We start from the raw sequence: 20701 nt of genomic DNA, 5'->3' as shown, positions 1-20701 counted from the left end.
TGTTCATTTTGTTTTTCTCAATCAGAGTATAATCTCTCAATCAATTCAGAAAAAGATTCGCATATTAATTTAACTTTATCCTCATTCACTGATTCCTGATCATAGAAAACTACTGACGGAGAATCTTTAGTATCACAGTAATTAAAACAAATCAGTCCCCCAAATGGGTCTCTTGCAAATGGAATAATACCTTCCGGAAGTGAAGTTAATTCATAAACAACTTCTATATTTGCATCTTTGCTTGTAAAACTTAATAGACAATCAAAAACTGCTCCACCCTCATCATCATTAATATCATAAATATTAGGCTCAGGATAACCACCGTTATTTTTTTTAATGCATTCACGGTAATCATCTGGAAATCTGACACCAAATGAATTCTCCACAGCAATAATTACTTGCTCATCTATCGCTCCATCCGTAAATAGCCATGTTACTCGGCTCATTTTATCATCTCCAAAATAATTTTCTTCAGTTTACCTGTTCTACCGTCATCTCCACCACACCAAATTGCTCTACCACCTGTATGACCCGCAACCTGATATTCATAGTAATCAACAAGTTGCATTTTACCAGTCTCTTGATGATGATGCCATGTGACTGATTTTGGCTTCTTACCTAATTTGAATAGCTCAATATCTGTTTGGCTGAATTGTTTTGCTAAGTTTGGATTTTTCATTATATCGTCATATAATTTTTGTGAGAGATATTTAAACTGCACTGAGTCAGGCTCTATATGATATGACTCTGATAAAGATGTTTCATATTTTGAATTAAAAATTGGGTAACCACCTTTATCATATTTAACTTTATAAGTTTCCCCATTTTTCTTAGATGTAAATGTATAAGTAGTAATTCCTGTAGAATCATCTACTACTTTTTCTTCAAAATCTCTTGGTTTATTAGGTTTTCTACTATAAGGAGGTAAATCTCTAGCTGCTTTTGTCATAGCTTCTTCATATTCTGCAGTTCTTTCATTAGTCGGTTTAATTTTTTTAGTTTGAGTATACCTTCACCCGTACCCTTACTAGCAAGAGAAGCCTCCACACCCTTAATCTCATCATCTATAATCTTATTACTTGCTGTATGATGCTTATTCACCCAGCTTTGTTTAGACGTTATTAAACCTTAGTCGTCACTTTCAAAACTTTTCGATTTGGCTGTCATATCATCTATGCTTTTTGCTGTTTTTTTCCAAGCTTATCCCCTTATGAATTCTGGATTTCTCTATACTTAGCAAATTTGCAATAGCATAGGTAGTAGTTTGTTGAACCTCTCTGTTAAATAACCGTTCTATTCTAAAATAAAAAGGGGTATCTCATAAGCAAGTGAAACCCGCCACTTATAAGATACCCCTTTAATTTTAACGCTCTATTAATCATGTAATTTACTTAAGAACTCTGTGAACGTATTAGCAACAAAAAATACATTTTCTCTTGCAATTTTCTCTGCTTCTTCTGCCGTAATCCCTTCACTTTCCATCAGCGCTTCCTTTTCCCATGCATCTTCATGTTCCCAAAAAACAACAATTGGATTTTCTTCATGATTTTTATAATCAAAGCAAATTAAATTTCCTGCTGGATCAATTCCAAAAGGAATTACATCTCTAGGTAAGGTAGCACGGTAGTTATTATAATCTCTTACAATATAATCACTACTCTCCTCATCAAAAGAAAGTAATGCACCAAAAACTCTTTCTATTCCTTCAACATCAAAACAATATGGTATTACATTAGCCCCATGATTTACCTTTGCACACTCGATATAATCTTTTGGAAACTCAACTCCCAGTGATTGACCTATTTTCTCCACAAATTCTTCCGTAACCGAATCATCCGCATACTTCCATTCTAAATTCTTCATCTAATTCCGCCTCCCCATAATCTATTTCCACCTAAATGATTCACACTATGAACTTCTTTTATTACTAATTGCATTTTCCCTGGTATTTGATGATGATGCCATATTAATCCATCTATTCTAGGCAAACCATCATTTATTTGAGCTAACTGCTTTTTAGTGAATAATTTTTTTGAGATTTCGCCTTTCTCAATTGCTTCTTTTACCAATTTAGTACATTCCCTAAATTGATCTGTATCTTTCATAACATAGAAATCTTTCTCTAACTTTAAAGAAAACTTAACATCATCCCCTTTAAATATTGGAAATCCTAAAATATCAAAATCTACTCCTTTTTTCACATGTGTTCCTCCTGCTAAAGGCTTATTTAATATATTATTTTTCTTTTTAGTATTCAAATATGTTTCTGTTAGTTCTACAACTTCTTTAAACTCTTCAACACTATCATATCCAAACTCTTTAATAGTAGTATCATCTACTTTTGTTAAAAAGTCTTCAACACTATCATAACCTTTAGGCACAATTGACCTATTAACCAAATTCCCGTCTATATCGTAGTCGTTTTTAATTACTTCGTCAATTTCTGATCTATGAACAGTATCACCCGTACCCTTAACCCCACCACTCTCCAAATTCGAGATCCTACTCTGAATACTCGCCTTTGAGGCATCATGGGCTTCTTGGAATTTCCCGCTATAGTTCGTTCCAGTTCTAGCGACACTTCCATCTGGCATTATTTCTACACCTTTAAAGATTGGGGATACGGAGTCCACACCTTTTGCTAATGTAGTTCTAGTTATATAATACTAGTAATTTGTGTTAGCTTTAATTTATAAAAATAATTTCTTTAAATTTATAGTATACCTTTCAATTAAAAAAGCACTTATTGCCTCAAATAGACAACCAAGTGCTTTAAGTTCATATGTTTTTAAGTAGCATAAATTTGTAAGTTTTGTAGTAACAGTATGACACCTTTTATATGTCGTGACAACGACTACGTTAAAACTTGCGAGTTCGTTAGTTTCATGCCCATTGCATTTTTATATTCATCGCCCAATAAAATGCTATCTCGCCTAAGCTTGTACTTTATTTTCTATTCTATCATTGCACGTAATACTCTATGATGGTACAACCATCATAGAGTATATACTTTTTAACAGCCTATTCTTTTTCTGTCAACTTCAAAAATAAGTACTTTTTCGTTTGCTTGTCTTATGTGCCAGTGTATATTTAACTTTAGCATCACGAACTTTGTCATTCTCTTGTGTAAAGTATACATTGAGTAGTATGTGACTATAATACTTATAAAGCTACTATAACCAATCTCGTTTGTTTACTTATTACTGAAGACTTTTAATCTATACTATAGAGTATTAATCAACCATATCCACAAAGTATTCAGTATCCTGATTAATTTTTCGTATAAATTCCTCCAATGAATCAGCTATTTGAGTCTCAAAAAAATATACAGGAGTTTGTTGAGGAGTATTCAAATCCAGTGTTAAATATACACCCTCGTTTACTTCATAAAAAACCAATTTATCTTCTTCCTCGTATATTCCCTCTAAATCTGGATCAAACTCGTAAATACCTTCTCTCAATGTAATATCCGCTATAGTATCTGGATCCATTATTCTATTTATTGCATCCACATTATTTCCTTTTATAAAACCATAGCCAACTTCTAAGTAAAAATTTCTAAGTTCATTAGAAAATGCAAATCCAAGTCTCTCTTCTGCCACTATAAGTTCATTTTCTTGTAATTTAAAAAACTTATGATGACTATTTTTTATAAAATCAAATGTAGCCATAAAAACTACCTCCTTGGAAATAATTGATTTGATGGTGACCCTTTACCATGAATTCCTGCCTGATGTACATCAGGAAACTTAGCTCGATGTATATTCCACCATTCATGAGGCCCACCAAAATCATTCTCTATAATATGATGCGCATCATAGGGTTGCCCAATATCCCTTGCTACTCTACCTTTTTTATCATAAACTTCCTCAGTATATCTTGGCCATGTTTGTCCTGTTTTTTCTTCCCATTCACTTATTAATTTGTTTTTCACACTGTTAAATTTATTTCTGTATTTTAACGTTTCCAATGGCGTCATTTTTCATACTTATGTTCCCTTAGAGCAGCCTTTAATTGTTCTATTTGGCTTTTATGAAGCTTCAATCCTGTTTTTGACTCTACATCTCTAATATAATCTTTAGCTAAATCGTAATCGATTTTAACCGTACCCTTCCCCCCCCCAAGATCCTACTCTGAATACTCGCCTTAGGGGCATCATGAGCTTCTTTTTATCCTTCCATTAAGTATTACTTCTTCACCTTTAATGAAGAGGAATAGTTCACATCTTTTGCTAATGTATTTTCAATTATATAATACTAGTAATTTCTGTTAGCCCTAATTCATAAAAATAATTTTTATACACTCAAAGCATACCTATCTATTAAAAAACACTTGTTGCCTTTAGTCGACAATCAAGTGCTTTAAGTTCATATGTTTTTAAGTAGCATAAATTTGTAAGATTTATAAGATCTGTAAGTTTTGTATTAACAGTACGACACCTTTTTCATGCCATGACAACTACTAAGTTAAAATTGACGAGCTTGTACGAGTTCTTAGTTTAATATATTTTCCATGTGATTATATTCATCACCCAGTAAAATGTCATCTCGCCTAAGCTCGTACTTCGTTTTCTATTCTATCATTGCATGTAGTACTCTATGATGGTATAACCATCATAGAGTACTTATTTTTTAACAGCCTATTCCTTTTTCTGTCTTTTTCTATAATCTTACCTCTTTGTATCTGGTCAACTGAGTATTCATATCCTGCTCTATTTAACCAAGTCACATTATTGGGATACTCATCTAAATACTTGGCAATTAAATCTTTACTTTTACTATTATCTAGTTCTGTTCCTAAATATTTATATTCCAAAATAACTAACTGGCCATTAAAGATATAATCAGTATTGAACCAATTGGTATAATCATAATGTACCTTCAGCTTTCCATCGCTATCAAGAGATAGTGTAAAAAAGCACCAAAGTTCTTGCTCATTCTCTTTAAAAATCTTTCTAAGCTCATCACTCAATTTATAAAAACATCTTCTTTTCTATCGAGCGATTGATAAAGATGGACATACATTGTATATTCAGCTCCACAAAAAACAAGAGCGTCAAGCGGCTTATGCCTTTATGAAAAGACTAGTAAAAACATTTGGAGAAGCAACGGTTCTCACAACAGACAAGGCTCCCGCGTTACTTTGCTCATTCAATAAATTGAGAGAACAAGGTCATAAGCATACCATCCATTGCACAATCAAGCATTTGAATTACCTCATCGAACAGGATCATAGACATATCAAGTGACGTTTTTCCAAATCCGCAGGATTTCAAAGGCTTCGCCATGCTTTACGTACCTTAAAAGGCAACTAAACTATTCATGCCCTATATAAATAAAAACGAAGTTTACAACAACCAAACTTAGTTTTTTCGACGTACAATGAATTAGAGAACCTATTCAAAGTTGTATAAACTCTACCTACTAAATGAGGATTTTTTTGTTTATATAAAAACTTTGCAACAGAACCTTTAAACTAAACTTCAAATCCAATTACTATCCATTCATCAACTATGTCCCAAAAATTCATATTATATCTAGGCTCTTTATTCGTCCACCATAAAGTCGCATTATCATTATTAGAATTCTTATAATCTACTGCAACATAACCACCCATACCACTTTTAAAGAAACCAAAAGTAGTTTGTAAATCAATTTGTAAAGGCTCTTCTAACTCCTCAATAATACCCCATTCATCATCATCAAAAAAAGTTACATTTTCTAAAGGAACTAAACCCATAGATTGGCTCGCATAAAAATAGAAACCATTATGAACAGTTCGATAAAAATTTCGTATTGTTGAAGGAATCTTATCCCAAGATTTTTCTAATGCTTCATTATTAAACTCATCTTTGGGATTTCCCCCCTCATAATATAGAATTTCACCATTATCTGTTTTAATAGTGTATAAAATTGAATATCTACCATTTATGTCCATAAGCTCTACTTCTTCAAGGTGCCTAGACAAATAAGAAATAGTGTTTCTTATTTCCACTCCTACTTGCTCTTTCCATATCGATAAAATACTCTCAACTCTCTTGTCTACGTTTTCTTCTTGAAACAATTCATACCATGAATTTGGTATTTTCTCACAATCAAGTTTATTAATCTCATGGCATGATATAAGTTGTGCATTTCTTTTATATTTTCTTAAAAACCCAAGTTTTTGTTCCATAATGCTATGTCATCTCCTTTATTTATCTATATCCTTTTTTATTTCCTTTCAACAAAATCATCAATTTGTTTTTGTAATTTCATTTCTAATTCTTTTTCCTTCTTTATCATCTCTTCTCTAAACTTAGGATCAACTTCAATTTTTTCTTTCTTATAAATTGTCCAATCAGAATAAGATTTAGACCCCTTAGATTTATTGGCTGCTTCACTTAATCCTAAAAAATTCTCTTCATTATTTAAAACCTTAAGTTGTTGTTCTTTTGTTAGTTTATCAAAATTTTCCATCTTAGCTATATTTTTCATTGATACAATATGATCAGCTTGAAGTCTATCTGTAATATACTTACCAGGTAAAGCAGGGTCAGGCGTTCCTATTTTATCCTCAATGCCCTCATTAACTTTTTCCCGTAGCTTTGCAGTAGGCGTTCCATCTCTTAATTCATCATATAATTCCTTTGAGATTCTTCTTTCCCCGTATCGAGGCGGTGTTCCAATATCACCCGTACCCTTAACCCCACCACTCTCCAAATTCGTAATCCTACTCTGAATACTCGCCTTCGAGGCATCGTGGGCTTCTTTTGCTTTTCCGCTGAAGTTCGTTCCGGATCTAATGACACTTCCATCTGGCGATATTTCTACACCTTTAACGAATGGGGATACGGTGTCCATACCTTTTGTTATTAGACCTTTTATGAAGTAGTCCGCATCATTAATCTTATCTACGGTTTTCCAGCCTTGTATTTTTAAGTTTTTTAATAGATTATTTTCTTTAAGCGATTGTAACACATTATTTCTACGCTAAAACACAAAAAAGCACTCGTTGCCTTTAGTCGACAATCAAGTGCTTTAAGTTCATCTGTTTTTAAGTAGCTTTAATCTATAAGTTTTATAATAATAGTATGACACCTTATATATATCGTGACAAATATTACTTTAAAACTAACGAGCTTGTACGAGTTCGTTAGTTTTATGTCTCTTCCATGCGTTTATATTCATCTTCTGGTAAAATGTCATCTCGCCTAAGCTCGCACCTCATTTTCTGTTCTATCATTGTACGTAATACTCTATGATGGTACAACCATCATGAGTCTCTACTTTTAAACCACTTATTGTTTTTCTTTCCACTGCAAATATACTTTATTTTTTATCTGGTGAATATACAATTATTCTCCCTTCTGGATATTCACCTTCCCATCCACATGGCCATCCCCCAAGCTTATAAACCTCAAAGATTCTTTCATAAAAATTATCAACTTTTCCATTTACTAAACGATTTAGTGCACACATATGTAAATCTCCAATTATTTCTTCAAAAATATCAATATATTGTAATAAAAAATCACCTGGATAGTTCTCGGATGATTGAATAATCTCCCTTATAGGACGCTCCATAGAGTTTAAATCATGCTCATATAATTGTCCTATTATTTCCCCACCTTCTGAGGATTTAATATCTTCCCAAACGTTTTCAACCTCATCCAAATCTTGAGACCATGCTAATTCTTGTGCTCTTTCATACTCATTAACCATAACAACATCACGATTTAGAAGATTTTCATTATGAAAAAGTTGTAAATTTGTAATAAAATTAATAACCTCTTCGACTAATTGAGTGTTTTTTCCGTACTTCATTTATTTATCCACCTTTCCCAAAGTTCTTCAGTAGCACCGCCACCTCTTTGCCAAATCTTTATTTCTTCATTTAATTTTGTTTTGTAAAACTTCTCAATACCAATTTCTAATACCTTTGATTTGTATAATGGCAAGCCACTTTCTGTACCTTTTTTTAATTTTTGTTGCAATTCAAATACTTGTTGTTCCAACTCCTTAATACTTTGATTGATATTTAATTTATCTAACTGATCTTTAACCACATTATTATATACACTATGAAATCCTCTATGCCTAGACAAAGCACTTGGATCTTTTGCTGGTATCGGTAAAAATATCCCGTTATAAGCATGATCCATATCCATTCCAATTTTCTTTAATACCGGATGATTTCTTAAGTTTTTAGGTATTATATGTTGCGCCTGATATCCTTTCCGTGATGCAGAACGTGGAAGCCCCATGGATTCCAATAAATTTTGCCCTAATTTTGTAGAACTACCTCCTGTAACCTTTCCAGGGGTACCTGGAATAAGTCTAGTAGCTTCACCCGTACCCTTACCAGATGGATTTACAAATTCAATATCTTTAGTAAAAGACCCCAATGGTATGTACGATAGGAATAACCTTCAAGATTAATTTTTCCATTTGCATAAAAAAACAGCAGAGATTTCTAGTACCTATCTCTACTGTTTTTTGCTATTAACTTCCAAAAAAAACTAATTTTTCATACTCTGTTATGTGTATTTCTAACAAATAGTAATGCTTAAATTGCAACATCTTGGTATCCTACCCTAGCTACCTCTTCATTTATTAGACGAATACCTACCCCATTTTCCATGTCCCATGTACAGTCAAATGTTAGTCCAATATATCTGCCTTCAAAGCGTCTAGCAGATGGGACATAAATCCCCACTAGCCTGATCCTTTCAAGAAGCTGATCAATCGTTTCAATTAAAGGATAATTTTCATTATATGAAACATCATACCCAAGCTCATATCGTTTTTGCTTGTAATAATCTAAAATTGGTTGCAAAATACTTTGTTGAAGATGCCCCCAATTTTGTATTAAAGAATTATACGAAGCATACTGTTTTTCACTAAATTCACCATCTTCTTCACCATCTATCATCAAAGCAATATCGGCTTCTTTTCCGCAAAACTCAATGGTAGTATCTCTACTCCAGACATAATCATATTCAAGCTCACCAAAAACTGCATCATTTATTTTCATTTTAAATTTCCCCCTTTCTATTTATTGGCAAATTCCCCTGGCTTAAACGCTCCTGCATTTATCTCTCCTACGCCGCCAAGATGCCCAAATTTGCCATTTATTTCTGATGGTACAAGTTGGATAGTCTTCACATCATTTAATTCGTGCCACGTTAACTTGTATTCTTCTCGATAATCCGCAATGTCTCCCGCTTTAATTTTCCCAGGAGTCATTCCAAACTTGCTTGCCAACTCTGGTGAATTGTTAAGTTGTTCAGCCAACTTTTGATCTGCTTGTTTAAAATTAATAGTTCTAGCTTTTGTTCCGTGCTTGCCGGTCCCGCCTAACATGTATTCAATTTCAAATTGCGCTTTTGCTACAGGTGAAAAATCAGGAACTCCATTTTTATACTCAATTCCATTAATACCAGCTTCATTTAAGATTTTCTGTAACGTAGGATCTGGTGGTGGTTTTAGGGTACATAAAGATTCACCTCTAACCCCTTCAAAAACGACATTTGAATTCGTTTCTGCGGGTGTTTGCTTGAATCTTGATTCATATGTACTGGCAAATTCCTCTTGCTTGAAGGCTGGTGGAATATCAGCATCTCTACTACCCGTACCCTTAACCCCACCACTCTCCAAATTCGAGATCCTACTCTGAATACTCGCCTTAGAGGCATCATGGGCTTCTTGGAATTTCCCGCTATAGTTCGTTCCAGATCTAACGACACTTCCATCTGGCAGTATTTCTACACCTTTAAAGATTGGGGATACGGAGTCCACACCTTTTGCTAGTTTAATTTCAATTATATAATATTCACGACTTAATCTATCTAACAATCCTTAAAAATAATCTATATTGATTTTCACTTATTTATCAATCTCTAATATCTCTAAGAAAAAAGCACTCGCTACCAATCATAGGTTTTCGAGTGCTTAAATGTATATACTTCCCATCATATTTAAATCATTTTTAAGATTTGTTCCTTCACATTTTCGTCAAACTTGGCTCCTTCTACCTTTGCTCCCTTCCAGTCTACATTGTCAAGTTTAGCACCGGTAAAATTCGCATCCGTGAAATTCCCATTTAAAAGGATTGCTCCTGTTAAATCTGCGTTTGTAAAATCTACATTTCTAGCATCGACTTCTGATAAATTAGCATCTTCTAAATATGCTTTTTCAAAGTTACCTTCTGTAAGATTCGCGTTACTGAAATTCGTTCCCGTACAGTCAGCCTGTTCCGCATTGATTCCTGACAAATTTGCATGGCGAAAAGTAGCATGATTTAATATTGTTCCAACTAATTCTCCATATGAAAAATCAACTTCGTCAAAACATGTTTCAAAACAACTACTTATATTCAATTTTGCATATTTCATATTCGCTTTAGAGAAATCCGCTTCACCAAACCTACAATCTGCAATGTGTATTTCCTCTAAATTACAACTTCTGAAATCAGCAAACTCAAAATCACAATCAAAAAACGATGCCCTCATTAATGAAGAAGCTCTTAACAGAACTCGTTTTGCCATGATACGCTCTGCCATTACCTCTGACAGGTCTGAAAAAGTAAGGTCTAAATCACTCATATCTAACTGATCTATAACCTCATCATTGTATTGAGATCTATTTAATATTTCCATGACTCTTATTTTATCATTACCATTTTCATTCACTATTACGATCTCCTTTCATTTAGCTTTTCAGATAGTCCTTCCAAGCAACATTTGGAGAATAAGTTATACCCATCTGATCTTCATCAAAACTTGGTATAGCCATTACTTGTGCTGGTTCCAAATACTTCATTACTTGTAGCCAATTATCAAGTAATGTATCACTGTCACTCTCTAATGGATTATTTAAAATATCAATACAAAGGCCACCCCAATCTAGCTCAGATACCACAGCTGGACTACTTTGTAATAATTCCTTATCAAACATTTCTAAAATATGACCACTAAAGTATGTTCTAGCCCCTATCCCTAAGGGACCGTTAGGAAGAAACCTAACTGGTATTGGTTGGGAAGATATTTCCATCCACATTTGTAAGCGTTCATGTTCGGTATTCCACGGATATGATAAAGGCCAAAAAATTTGAGTTACTCCATAACTTGGTTTCGCAATTTCTGCGATTTGGTCAGATAACTCAAAAAAAGCAGCCCATAATTTTTTAGGTATTGATTTATGAAACTCAAACTCTAAAAATGAACGATGGCTCCAGTTAACTTGAAAACGTCCTGTGTAGTTCACAGACTTATCACGATACAGGTAAACTTCTGATACTCTACGCTCTGAAACTACTTTTTCCAGAATTTCCTGACGGTTATATTCTACCCGTACCGTTTCACAGTTGCCCCAATGAGTAGGAGCAAATTTTTCATTTGACTCAAACACATCCAAAAGACGACCTAATAATTCTTCTTCGTTAAAAGATACTGTAGGATACATTGTAATTGTGAAAAAATCAGGTTTCATGTATATCCCCCTTAATATTAAAAAATATAGTCACATAATAATTTTTATTCACAGCTTTTTCCACCTACCTCCACCAGGTAAACGTGTATTGTTCTCCCATTTATGAGTCACTTTACCGCTATTTGGATCAGTGTAGTAAACATCACTATCCTTACCCAAAGGTCCACTTGGTCTTGGTTTAGGAGGAATCCCATTCAAATCAGGTTTGTCACTTGATATTGTCACAACATGACTCCCATTTTTATCTTCGAGCATTTCTCTTTCAGCTCGCATTTGCCTGTCGTTATGAATAGTTTGCTCTTTTTCACCCATTTTGTGTTTGTGATCATGAACTAAATCAATTTCACCCTTATCATTACGCCCAATACTATCTGGACGCGTAAGATGCCCTTCACTAGATGTATATGTAACAACCTCACCAGCGTTATTGTCCTCTAATTGGCGATCAAGATGTTCTCCCAAAGCTTTTCTCCCTTTTATTTCTTCTTCTCTTCCACGCTCTTGGCTCTTTCTTAAATTTTCAGTCCTAGCATCCCAATCTTTACGCTCTAAAGGTTGTTTCGTTTCTTCACAATGACGATCATATCTAATATCATCTGCTGCTTTATAATCTCCTCGCGCTTTAGCTTCATCTATTTTCTTTCGATAGTATTTTTCTCTTTCCTGAGTTAGCTTAATTTTGTTTGGGTTTACGTTACTACTATTACCCGTACCCTATGTTGTAATCTTAAACCCTCACAATAAAAAAACAAACCACGTAAACCTTATTAAACTTCTTCTTTTTCTTCCACTACCGGCAACTCATAAGCTGTTTTATATTTCATCATGCCATATACAATGTTTACAAGCCTTCTCATAATACATACCAATGCTTGTCCTTTTGTTTTTCCCTCTTTAAGTTTCTTTTGATAATATGCATGAAACACTGGGTTTCTAGGTAACTTACTTCCTTTCGCTACTTGCACTTGCTGTACAGCTAAATTATAAAATAAAGCGTGTAACGCCCTGTTTCCTTGTTTGCTTTTGTGTGTCTTACCTTTCCCACCAGAACCAAAGTAAACAGGCGCAATCCCCGCAAATCGTGCTAATTTATTGGCATTTGGAAATCGCCTTGCATCTCCTATCTCAGCTATTAATGCTGATGCCGTCACAAGTTCTATTCCCGGCATCGTCTCTAATTGATAATCTAGTAGATTTACTAGCTGTTTTAATTCTCTTTCGATGTATTTCATTTCCTTCTTTTTAAACTCAATCTCCCGTACAATACTTCTTACTAAAAAGTTTCGCATTTCTTGATACTCTTTCATTGTTTGTCCATCTTCTTTCACAAGCCTTAATATTTCACTTGCTTTCCTTACTGAACATGTATTGTTACTAACATCTAATAAAAAAGCTGTTAATCGCTTTATATTCATCCCCTCTAAACAAGAGGGTGACGGATATTGCTCCCAAAATGCTAATGCTGTTTTTCCATCTAACTCTGAGAAAAACTTTTTATAACTTGGATAATGGTGGTTTAATTGAATATGTAATTGGTTCTTTAACGCACTTTGTGCTTTTACTAATGCATTCCTTCTTGACACTAGTTGTTGTATCGACCAAAATAAATCGTTTGGCTTTGCATCTGGTAATTGATTTAACTTATTTATTAGTATACGGGCTACGCATTCCGCATCCCAACTATCATTTTTTTGTATCATCACTTGGCTCTTTCGTTCTAAAAATGATAAAGCTGGATTTACTTCTTTCACTACTTGTTCATGATCTACTAAATATTTCGCTAATGCTCTTCCATAACCGCCAACATCCTCTAAACCAAATACAACTGATAAACCATCACTCACATATGTCTCTACTTCTAATAAAAACTTCGAAAATGCAGATGGTTTATTCTCAAATTGTATTTCTCCTAATTTCTCTTGCCAACAATTAATAATAACAGCCGTATGATGCTCCTTATGTAAATCTACTCCTACATACAAATAGTTCTGTCTATTATGCATAACTCATCCCTCTATTCAATGATTTAGTCATATACAAAAATGTCGGCAACCTTAGTTCGAGCGTTCATCTTTCGATGCGCATAGGTACGCAAGCCTATCCATTTTTCATAACTCTAGTAGTATGTATAGTAAAATGAGCTAATTTTTTAAGTGAGTTTATAAAATAATTGCTGGATGTTTCCCATTTGCTTGTATTTGTCCATATGTATATATCCCTCGATAAAAGCTCTCTCGGTCTAACATGCGTTTCACTTGTACTTTCGTAAACAGCTTTCCTTTCTCTGTACGATAACCATCCCTATTCAGTCTTGCTGCCAATTGAGTTAGCGACCAATGTTTAAAAAAGTGTCGTAATTCAAATAGTCTCCGTACAACTACTGCTTTTTCCGCATCTACTTCTAACACTTTTTGTCCTTTCTTGACTGTGTAACCAAACATCACACCGCCACCTGCATAGCCACCTTGTTCCGCTTTTTTCTTTCTACCTCGACTTAGCTTTAATGCAATCTCGAGACGTTGGTATTGGTCTAATAGCTCTAACATGCCATTTACTAAAAAATCATTTGGGTCATGTGTGTATATACTGTAATTTGATTGTTCAATTGCTTTTACATCAACCTCATGTTTCTTTAGTTCTCGTTGTATTAACACTTTTGCCATATCAGAGCGCCATAACCGAGATGTATTTAGTACAATCACGTGGCTCACTTGTTGATACGCCAAATCTGACAATAGCTCTTGCAATCCTTCACGTTCAACTGCTAATCCATCTTCATCTACTGTCGCTCCGCTAATTCCTTTATCTTCGTATATGTGAAGCAGTTGTAATTCATTCTCGTTACAGTACCGTTCAATTTCTTCTACTTGATACGCCAAGCTGTACCCTTCACGTACTTGTCCTTCTGTTGAAACTCGTACATAACCAACTACTTTCTCTTCCATATTGAGTCCCTTCCCGTTACAGCAATTACAATCCCTGTAACGTTTACCCGTTTTTTGCGGATAACGTGTACATAACGTCCATCCGTTAAAACGTACTTTACGATGACTTCAAAAAGTAACACAACCCTTTATTTTTTCCTCTACTATCGTCGTATACTGTACATAGCCACTACAGTCTATAAAACAACAATAAAAATTTAACACTTAATGCACTTATAAAATTATATTGCTCTGTTAAATTTCTACGCTAAAACGCAAAAAAGCACTTGTTGCCTTTAATTGACAATCAAGTGCTTTAAGTTCATCTGTTTTTAAGTAGCATTAAATTTGTAAGTTTTATGGCAACAGTATGACACCTTTTATATATCGTGACAACTACTACATTAAAAATTACGAGCTTGTACGAGTTCGTTAGTTTTATGTCCATTCCATGTCTTTGTATTCGTCGCACAGTAAAATGTCATATCGCCTAAGCTCGTACTTCGTTTTCTATTCTATCATTGCACATATTACTCTATGATGGTACAACCATCATGGAGTATATATTTTCAAACACCCTATTATTTTTTCTATCCATTTCACATAAACTTTATTTTTCATTCATCATTATATTTTTTAATCGTGTAATTTACTTAAAAAATCAGTAAATGTATCTGCAATATAAAATACATTTTCTCTTGCCAGTTCTTCTACTTGTGCTTCTGTTAAACCTTCTTGACGCATTAACATTTCTTTTTCGCCAGCATTCTCATGCTCCCAAAAAACTACAATTGGGTTTTCTGTATTATTTTTATAATCTAAACATATTAAATTTCCAGCTGGATCAATTGCAATAGGGAAAATCTTTTGCGGAAGCGTAGGTTTATATATTTCATACTTTTTAATAATGTACTCACTACTTTCCTCATCAAAACTAAATAAACTACCAAAGCAACGCTCTACATTGCCTACATTAAATTCTTCTGGTAATACACTCGCACCTCCATTTATTTTTACACAATCAATATAATCTTGAGGTAACTGGAAGCCTAATTGTAATCCAATTTCTTTAATCTTAGTTTCTGATACTTCTGCATCAGCATATTCCCACTCTAAATCTTTTCTCATCTAATACCCTCTCCCCATAATTTATTTCCACCAAGATGGTTAACCCCATGAATATCTGTTAATACTAATTGCATCTTTCCAGGAACCTGATGATGGTGCCAAGTAAGCCCCTTTATTCTTGCTCTCCCCTTTTCAATCTGATTAAGCTGTTGTGGAGTAAAAAGTTCCCTTGATACTTTACCTTCTTCAATTGCCTTTTTTAATATCCTTGTACACTCTTTAAACTGATCTGTATCTTTCATAACATAATATTCTTCCTTTAATTTTAACGTAAATTTTAAGTTATCTCCTTTAAAAATAGGAAAACCTAACACATCATAGTCTACACCCTGCACATGTGTTCCTCCTGCCAATCCTTTATTAATTATATTATTTTTAGGTGAAGCGTTTAAAAAGTCATCAACATATCCTACTACTGATTTAAACTCTTCAACACTATCATACCCAAATTCTTTGATAGTAGTATCATCTACTTGTTTTAAGAAATCTTCAACACTATCATATCCCTTAGGCACAATTGATCTATTAATCAAATTTCCGTCTTTATCGTAATTATTTTTAATTACTTCGTCAATTTCAGATCTATGAACAGCGTTACCCGTACCCTTAGCAAGTTGATAAGCGTCATCCTTAGCTGCCGTACTTGCCTTTGAAAACTTTCCAGCTACTTCTCCAACAGTTGAAGATTCTATATAAGGAAGCTTCACTCCTATTCCAGTATCCACCATCCTAACTGCTACTGGAATAGGAGTATTTTTCATAGCATCTAGTGCATTCTTTAAAGTCTTATTTTCCTTAAGCGATTGTACCACATTTTTACCCAAATTTGGATTGAAACCAGGGATTCCTTCTTTGAATTTTAATAATTTCGCTAAATCAGCTAATTCATTCGTGCCTTTGAATGCTTTTACTCCTTTTCCTACCGCTCCAACAACTGGGATTGCATCTAATCCGCCAAAAATGATGTTTCCTACCCGCTCTTCTTGGCTCAATTTCCTGTGTGTTCCCCAGTCTTCTCCGTCAATACCGCTTTTTATTTGTACAGCGCCGTATACTACTGCGGCAGCGGCCCCGAGTGGTGGGCAAAGGATTGTTGCGATGATGATTCCTCCGCCTATTGCTATGTCACGTATCATTTCTAGTTTTTTCTGTTCATCTTCTATCGATTTGTATTCAAATCCTCGTGTGGATGGGACTACTTTCTTGTATTCTTCATAATCTAGCTTTGCATCTGGATTTTGTTTTTTTAGTTCTTTGTATTCCCCTCTCAGTACGTTATCAAATGCAGGTGAATCTTTAAAAATATCTTCTACTGTTATTTTATCTTTTTTCGTCTGTATTGTTTGTGGTATACTTCCGTACCCTGCGTGCGCATCTGGTAATACTGTCGTTGTTGTAGAGCCAATTCGGTTATTTGTTTCGAAACTGAGAATAGATGTATCTCTCATTTTTTGAGCGAATTTATCCATTTCTACTAAAAAAGGTTTATCTATATGTTCAGAGACTACTCGCCCTGCTTCTCCGCAATATTTTTGTAATGTCGAATAGCTATCAAGTAATTCTCCGATTTTTTGCGATTGATCTTTTGGGTTAAAATGTATACTACCATCCGAATCTGAATCTCGTATTCTTCCATCAATTCTTTTTAATAATTCATTTGCGTCCCGTAATTTCATGAGAGCATCTTTTGTAATTCGATTCATACCATCTCCCATGTCTTGCCATGGTTCAGGTCTATATTTCACATCCATTTCGTTTTCATCCCCCAGCCGTATGGTGATTTCTACAACTTACTTAATCTTTCACGTAATTGTTCGTCCTTTTCAAGCATTTCCACGCATACATTTCCTACAACTTTCGCCGATCTAGAATAGTGTTCAGCCAATTCAAGTGTTTTATGTAATATATCAGGATATTTTTCAATTACTCTCATCGCTTCACCTTTTTGATAAAAATCACAGCTTAGTAAACTCTCAATATTCGTTCCAATGACGTCTACATGGATTGTATATATGTTTTCTAACTTCATTACTATATCAAGTAGTTCTTGAAAATTAACTAATACTTCTTCTCCACCACTAGAACCGCCATCTCCCATTGATACTTGCATTATTCAATACCTCCTAACGAGAATTGTCTCGGGTCAATTAATTTTTTATACGGCATTTTTAACACGTCATACAATTTCTTATTAACCGCATAGAGGCTCACCCAGTCATATCGATTACGATCTACATCTATTTGAACGAAATCTTCTCCTTCAGTGAAATATAAGAAACATTCCCATTTTCCTCCTCTATTACTCCGAGGCCTCGTATACGTTTCCATCGCTATAACGTCTTTATTTGATAAATCTTTTTCCTCAAATGTTTGTTGTTCTGTTTCTGTCATTCTCTTTGAGAAAAATGTATCTTCTATTTCCCTCGGTTCTCTCAACAAGAAAGGGATGCGTGTTAATAATGAAAAATATACGTCTGGCTTTGGTATGTAGTCGATCTCGTATTTTTTATTTAGCTCTACTTCTGTTAATACAGCCACTCGATCTTTATCATGTTTCAAAAAACCAATTAATACATTATTAATTCTCGTGTATTCATGACAATTTTCATATTCCTTTAATAGCTCAATAATTTGAAAAGCTGCAGGGGTAATTCCATTTTCGCTTGTAAGTAAGCCTTTTTCTTTTAAACTCGTAGTTGCTTTTGTGACACATTCTTCATCAAGTAAAATAATTACGTCACGGTTTGGCAATCCAAATATATCCGTAACCCCAGCTGCACCTGCGAGAACATATAATTCAGCAGGTGCAAAACTCATTTCTTTCCCCATTCTTTTATCCCTCGTTTCTCCATCACAATTGTTTTATCGCCCTTACTTCCGGTCTATCTCCGTACGTTTGAATACTTTTATCTAACTCTTTCAAAGCTTTCGTATGTCCTTCAAATGCCTCTACCATTTCTGAGTTATATTGAATGATTAAATCAAGATAACTTAAAAATGCATCCCTCGTTTTTCCATTCCAGTTCGCACATGTAACGTATGCTTTTAAGTTTTTCGCTTGATTTAAAGAATCCTTCATACCATTTTCAATATTTTGCGCGTAAGAAATGGCACTTGCAGTGTTACTTCCTATAATTTCAACCTCTTTACCACTCATGTTGATTCCCCCATTCTTTGTATGCTTAATGGATAAGTTTTTCAATTTCCTTTTTCTTTTCTTCAAAAGCCTTGGTCGCTGCAGCATATGCTGACGCTTTCTCCGCTTCTGCTTTCGCTTTATATTCCAAATACTTTGCATAAGCTGTACCTATCGCAGATCCAACATCGCTTAATGCACTCTTAAAATAGGATAGTACTGTATTTAATTCTTCATCCTTTTCATGACGTTTTTGTTCAAATTCAACTGCCGGAATTTTATTAGCTTCTAAGCCATTACTTTTACTCTCATAATCTCTCTTCGCTGATTCAGCATCTTGAATGAATCGTTTTAACTCTCTTTCTTGATCTTTTAAATAATCATGTAATTTATCATACTGATCTCGTTTCCTCGCGCTTTCTGTAAAACCCGATGCATTTAATAAAGCATTGTACAATTCATCTAACATCTTTCTCCCCCTTTATTACAATAACCATGTAGTTAAATTCGTATATTTAAACATAAATATTCATTACATTGAGAATTTATAAATAACTATTTTTACATATTGCTATTTTATCAAAGGGATTTTAACATTTCCATATTTTATAAAAAGCTTTCGCATTTTTCTTCAATTAAATAGCAATGAATATTTATCATCTACAAATTATAGTTTTATATAGATTATTGGAATTTAATCCACATTAAGTAAATTAATAACAAATAATCATCATTTACATGTTATAATTACGATGTGTACATTTAGATGTATATGTGTAATACGTATATTTAATAAAGTTAAATTAAACTGGGGAGGCTTTCTCAAATGGGCAAGAAAACAAGCAAAGCTAAAAAAATTTTGGGATTCGTAATCACCACAGCACTAGCAACTACAATGATGGTAGGCACAGCAAACGCACAAACAACTACGAATAACTATAAAGTAGCTGGCAATGCGAACACTGTATTTACAGATGTACCAAAGGACCACTGGTCAAAAGATGCTATTGATTACTTAGCGTCAGCAGGACTTTTTAACGGATATGGAAATGGGAAATTTGGTTTTGGGGATAATATTACTAGAGGCCAGGTAACTTCTTTAATCGCTCGTCATTTAGGTTTAACAGCAAACAATGAACAGAGCAATATGTTTAACGATATTAAAAATCATATGTTTGAAAAGGATATTAAAGCTATTGTACAGGCTGGAATTATGACAGGTGATGGAACAGGTGCTTTTCGTCCAGATGATGCATTAACTCGGTATGAAATGGCAGTAGTATTACAAAAAGCATTTCAATTACAATCAAAAGGACAAAGTAACTTTAAAGATGTACCTCAAGATCATTGGGCCTATGAATTTGTAAATACGCTACGTAGTAACCGAATATCCCACGGTGATGAGGCAGGTAATTACAATGGCAACATGCTTGTGAAACGTGAGGAGTATGCACAATTTTTATATAATACATTAGCAAAAAACAGAGATTATAATTTCAACATCAATACAAAAGAAGAAATGAAACAAATGTTAACAACAGCTTTACAGGATGGGACGTTTGGTCCATTTAAATTAAATGCATTGGGTAAAGATATATCTGAGGTAAAAAAAGAATTTGGAGTACCTGATGTTTGGAAGCAAGCACCATGTACAGAATGTGATGCACCTAATACAGCAGTATACGGAGATTATAATATTGACATGTACCCTTCGGACGCTAGATATATATGGGTAAAAATGGGTATCTCTATCAATGAATTAAAAGAGTGGTTTGGTGAACCAGATGGAATTGGAGAGGATATGACTAGTGTAGGTTATATATATAATCGAGGAAGCTATTCTCTTTATTTCAGCTTCTCTGACGGTTTTATTCAACGCGCTGAGATATCTAAAAGTGAATATAATTAATACGTTACAAACAATATAAAATATATAAAGCATAAAAAAATCCTTCAAGAACGTGCCTTTTCTTGAGGGATTTTATTTTGTTCCTATCTATTTAACATAATACAAAGCTGTAAAACTCCTACTGATTAAAGTT

At 34.0% G+C, this 20701-nt stretch carries 23 protein-coding genes and 5 pseudogenes; 2 read left to right on the top strand and 26 right to left on the bottom strand.

What is annotated here, in order from left to right; all coding sequences use genetic code 11:
• Positions 1–17 precede the first annotated feature (17 nt).
• The 9 genes and pseudogenes from JTF23_RS18460 to JTF23_RS18430 all read right to left on the bottom strand — a co-directional run bounded on the left by JTF23_RS18460 (position 18) and on the right by JTF23_RS18430 (position 4971).
• Entirely contained in the window at positions 18–446 is a 429-nt protein-coding gene (locus JTF23_RS18460; protein WP_016105429.1) for an SMI1/KNR4 family protein, read from the bottom strand.
• Positions 443–949, bottom strand: a complete 507-nt coding sequence (locus JTF23_RS18455) for an HNH endonuclease (protein WP_016105430.1) — start codon at positions 947–949, stop codon at positions 443–445. Before JTF23_RS18455 ends, JTF23_RS18460 begins: the two co-directional genes overlap by 4 nt.
• 62 nt (positions 950–1011) lie before the next feature.
• Positions 1012–1194 (bottom strand): annotated as a pseudogene (locus tag JTF23_RS28505) (hypothetical protein); the annotation flags it as partial.
• A 180-nt stretch (positions 1195–1374) separates the two neighbouring features.
• Complete coding sequence (locus JTF23_RS18450; RefSeq protein WP_000792753.1) at positions 1375–1863, bottom strand: SMI1/KNR4 family protein; 489 nt, start codon at positions 1861–1863, stop codon at positions 1375–1377.
• Positions 1860–2594, bottom strand: coding sequence for an HNH endonuclease (locus JTF23_RS18445; RefSeq protein ID WP_016105431.1), 735 nt, complete (start codon positions 2592–2594; stop codon positions 1860–1862). Before JTF23_RS18445 ends, JTF23_RS18450 begins: the two co-directional genes overlap by 4 nt.
• A gap of 96 nt (positions 2595–2690) precedes the next feature.
• Positions 2691–2876: pseudogene (locus JTF23_RS28240) on the bottom strand (hypothetical protein); the annotation flags it as partial.
• Between the two features lie 357 nt (positions 2877–3233).
• Complete coding sequence (locus JTF23_RS18440) at positions 3234–3671, bottom strand: SMI1/KNR4 family protein (RefSeq protein WP_016105432.1); 438 nt, start codon at positions 3669–3671, stop codon at positions 3234–3236.
• A 5-nt stretch (positions 3672–3676) separates the two neighbouring features.
• A pseudogene (locus JTF23_RS18435) lies at positions 3677–4113 on the bottom strand (WXG100 family type VII secretion target); the annotation flags it as partial.
• Between the two features lie 483 nt (positions 4114–4596).
• Positions 4597–4971 carry an immunity protein YezG family protein gene (locus JTF23_RS18430; RefSeq protein ID WP_002110814.1) on the bottom strand — a complete coding sequence of 125 codons (375 nt, stop codon included), beginning with the start codon at positions 4969–4971 and terminating at the stop codon, positions 4597–4599.
• A 22-nt stretch (positions 4972–4993) separates the two neighbouring features.
• Between JTF23_RS18430 and JTF23_RS18425 the strand changes: the two are divergent.
• A pseudogene (locus JTF23_RS18425) lies at positions 4994–5413 on the top strand (DDE-type integrase/transposase/recombinase); the annotation flags it as partial.
• A 62-nt stretch (positions 5414–5475) separates the two neighbouring features.
• Here JTF23_RS18425 and JTF23_RS18420 read toward each other — a convergent pair.
• From JTF23_RS18420 to JTF23_RS18340, 17 genes and pseudogenes are all read right to left on the bottom strand, one after another.
• Positions 5476–6174 (bottom strand): SMI1/KNR4 family protein, encoded by a 699-nt coding sequence (locus JTF23_RS18420; protein ID WP_002110815.1) that lies wholly within the window; start codon positions 6172–6174, stop codon positions 5476–5478.
• 18 nt (positions 6175–6192) lie between these two features.
• Positions 6193–6962 (bottom strand): annotated as a pseudogene (locus JTF23_RS18415) (hypothetical protein); the annotation flags it as partial.
• Between the two features lie 348 nt (positions 6963–7310).
• The gene (locus JTF23_RS18410; protein WP_204209363.1) at positions 7311–7805 is read right to left on the bottom strand and encodes a cytoplasmic protein; all 495 of its coding nucleotides are present in this window, start codon (positions 7803–7805) and stop codon (positions 7311–7313) included.
• Entirely contained in the window at positions 7802–8386 is a 585-nt protein-coding gene (locus JTF23_RS18405; protein WP_204209362.1) for an AHH domain-containing protein, read from the bottom strand. The genes JTF23_RS18410 and JTF23_RS18405 overlap by 4 nt, the downstream gene beginning before the upstream one ends.
• Before the next feature lie 161 nt (positions 8387–8547).
• The gene (locus tag JTF23_RS18400; RefSeq protein WP_002110821.1) at positions 8548–9015 is read right to left on the bottom strand and encodes a DUF6985 domain-containing protein; all 468 of its coding nucleotides are present in this window, start codon (positions 9013–9015) and stop codon (positions 8548–8550) included.
• Positions 9016–9032: 17 nt separating this feature from the next.
• Complete coding sequence (locus JTF23_RS18395) at positions 9033–9836, bottom strand: HNH endonuclease (RefSeq protein WP_002110822.1); 804 nt, start codon at positions 9834–9836, stop codon at positions 9033–9035.
• 122 nt (positions 9837–9958) lie between these two features.
• Entirely contained in the window at positions 9959–10672 is a 714-nt protein-coding gene (locus tag JTF23_RS18390; protein WP_002110824.1) for a pentapeptide repeat-containing protein, read from the bottom strand.
• Positions 10673–10691: 19 nt separating this feature from the next.
• Positions 10692–11471: a hypothetical protein gene (locus JTF23_RS18385; RefSeq protein WP_016105440.1), complete on the bottom strand. Its 780-nt coding sequence runs from the start codon at positions 11469–11471 to the stop codon at positions 10692–10694.
• 48 nt (positions 11472–11519) lie between these two features.
• A complete protein-coding gene (locus JTF23_RS27905) occupies positions 11520–12149 on the bottom strand; it encodes an ADP-ribosyltransferase (RefSeq protein WP_204209382.1) in 630 nt (209 codons plus the stop codon).
• Positions 12150–12238: 89 nt separating this feature from the next.
• On the bottom strand, positions 12239–13474 hold the full coding sequence (locus tag JTF23_RS18375; protein ID WP_204209361.1) for an IS110 family RNA-guided transposase: 1236 nt from the start codon (positions 13472–13474) through the stop codon (positions 12239–12241).
• A gap of 156 nt (positions 13475–13630) precedes the next feature.
• Complete coding sequence (locus JTF23_RS18370) at positions 13631–14416, bottom strand: recombinase family protein (RefSeq protein WP_078179042.1); 786 nt, start codon at positions 14414–14416, stop codon at positions 13631–13633.
• 615 nt (positions 14417–15031) lie between these two features.
• Positions 15032–15523, bottom strand: coding sequence for an SMI1/KNR4 family protein (locus JTF23_RS18365; protein WP_002110829.1), 492 nt, complete (start codon positions 15521–15523; stop codon positions 15032–15034).
• Positions 15520–17274: an HNH endonuclease gene (locus JTF23_RS18360; RefSeq protein ID WP_204209360.1), complete on the bottom strand. Its 1755-nt coding sequence runs from the start codon at positions 17272–17274 to the stop codon at positions 15520–15522. Before JTF23_RS18360 ends, JTF23_RS18365 begins: the two co-directional genes overlap by 4 nt.
• Before the next feature lie 32 nt (positions 17275–17306).
• A complete protein-coding gene (locus JTF23_RS18355; RefSeq protein WP_002013799.1) occupies positions 17307–17633 on the bottom strand; it encodes a hypothetical protein in 327 nt (108 codons plus the stop codon).
• Entirely contained in the window at positions 17633–18352 is a 720-nt protein-coding gene (locus JTF23_RS18350; protein WP_204209359.1) for a DUF5081 family protein, read from the bottom strand. Before JTF23_RS18350 ends, JTF23_RS18355 begins: the two co-directional genes overlap by 1 nt.
• 22 nt (positions 18353–18374) lie before the next feature.
• On the bottom strand, positions 18375–18680 hold the full coding sequence (locus tag JTF23_RS18345; RefSeq protein WP_002110836.1) for a WXG100 family type VII secretion target: 306 nt from the start codon (positions 18678–18680) through the stop codon (positions 18375–18377).
• Positions 18681–18705: 25 nt separating this feature from the next.
• The gene (locus JTF23_RS18340) at positions 18706–19128 is read right to left on the bottom strand and encodes a hypothetical protein (RefSeq protein WP_078174458.1); all 423 of its coding nucleotides are present in this window, start codon (positions 19126–19128) and stop codon (positions 18706–18708) included.
• Positions 19129–19485: 357 nt separating this feature from the next.
• Here JTF23_RS18340 and JTF23_RS18335 point away from each other — a divergent pair, with 357 nt between their 5' ends.
• Positions 19486–20568, top strand: a complete 1083-nt coding sequence (locus tag JTF23_RS18335; RefSeq protein WP_016105445.1) for an S-layer homology domain-containing protein — start codon at positions 19486–19488, stop codon at positions 20566–20568.
• Positions 20569–20701: the final 133 nt, after the last annotated feature.

Source organism: Bacillus sp. RIT 809, assembly GCF_016892495.1.
GTDB lineage: Bacteria > Bacillota > Bacilli > Bacillales > Bacillaceae_G > Bacillus_A > Bacillus_A cereus_U.
The sequence above is the reverse complement of the archived record's forward strand: the minus strand, read 5'-3'. Positions and strand labels throughout refer to the sequence as shown.

Bases quoted from the DNA above. Each gene is read 5' to 3' on its own strand.
- JTF23_RS18440 (WP_016105432.1), bottom strand. From the start codon at position 3,671: ATGGCTACATTTGATTTTATAAAAAATAGTCATCATAAGTTTTTTAAA.
- JTF23_RS18455 (WP_016105430.1), bottom strand. From the start codon at position 949: ATGACAAAAGCAGCTAGAGATTTACCTCCTTATAGTAGAAAACCTAAT.
- JTF23_RS18345 (WP_002110836.1), bottom strand. From the start codon at position 18,680: ATGAGTGGTAAAGAGGTTGAAATTATAGGAAGTAACACTGCAAGTGCC.
- JTF23_RS18355 (WP_002013799.1), bottom strand. From the start codon at position 17,633: ATGCAAGTATCAATGGGAGATGGCGGTTCTAGTGGTGGAGAAGAAGTA.
- JTF23_RS18370 (WP_078179042.1), bottom strand. From the start codon at position 14,416: ATGGAAGAGAAAGTAGTTGGTTATGTACGAGTTTCAACAGAAGGACAA.
- JTF23_RS18365 (WP_002110829.1), bottom strand. From the start codon at position 15,523: ATGAGAAAAGATTTAGAGTGGGAATATGCTGATGCAGAAGTATCAGAA.
- JTF23_RS18445 (WP_016105431.1), bottom strand. From the start codon at position 2,594: ATGCCAGATGGAAGTGTCGCTAGAACTGGAACGAACTATAGCGGGAAA.
- JTF23_RS18450 (WP_000792753.1), bottom strand. From the start codon at position 1,863: ATGAAGAATTTAGAATGGAAGTATGCGGATGATTCGGTTACGGAAGAA.
- JTF23_RS18410 (WP_204209363.1), bottom strand. From the start codon at position 7,805: ATGAAGTACGGAAAAAACACTCAATTAGTCGAAGAGGTTATTAATTTT.
- JTF23_RS18350 (WP_204209359.1), bottom strand. From the start codon at position 18,352: ATGGGGAAAGAAATGAGTTTTGCACCTGCTGAATTATATGTTCTCGCA.
- JTF23_RS18460 (WP_016105429.1), bottom strand. From the start codon at position 446: ATGAGCCGAGTAACATGGCTATTTACGGATGGAGCGATAGATGAGCAA.
- JTF23_RS18335 (WP_016105445.1), top strand. From the start codon at position 19,486: ATGGGCAAGAAAACAAGCAAAGCTAAAAAAATTTTGGGATTCGTAATC.
- JTF23_RS18360 (WP_204209360.1), bottom strand. From the start codon at position 17,274: ATGGATGTGAAATATAGACCTGAACCATGGCAAGACATGGGAGATGGT.
- JTF23_RS18400 (WP_002110821.1), bottom strand. From the start codon at position 9,015: ATGAAAATAAATGATGCAGTTTTTGGTGAGCTTGAATATGATTATGTC.
- JTF23_RS18375 (WP_204209361.1), bottom strand. From the start codon at position 13,474: ATGCATAATAGACAGAACTATTTGTATGTAGGAGTAGATTTACATAAG.
- JTF23_RS18340 (WP_078174458.1), bottom strand. From the start codon at position 19,128: ATGTTAGATGAATTGTACAATGCTTTATTAAATGCATCGGGTTTTACA.
- JTF23_RS18385 (WP_016105440.1), bottom strand. From the start codon at position 11,471: ATGAAACCTGATTTTTTCACAATTACAATGTATCCTACAGTATCTTTT.
- JTF23_RS18420 (WP_002110815.1), bottom strand. From the start codon at position 6,174: ATGGAACAAAAACTTGGGTTTTTAAGAAAATATAAAAGAAATGCACAA.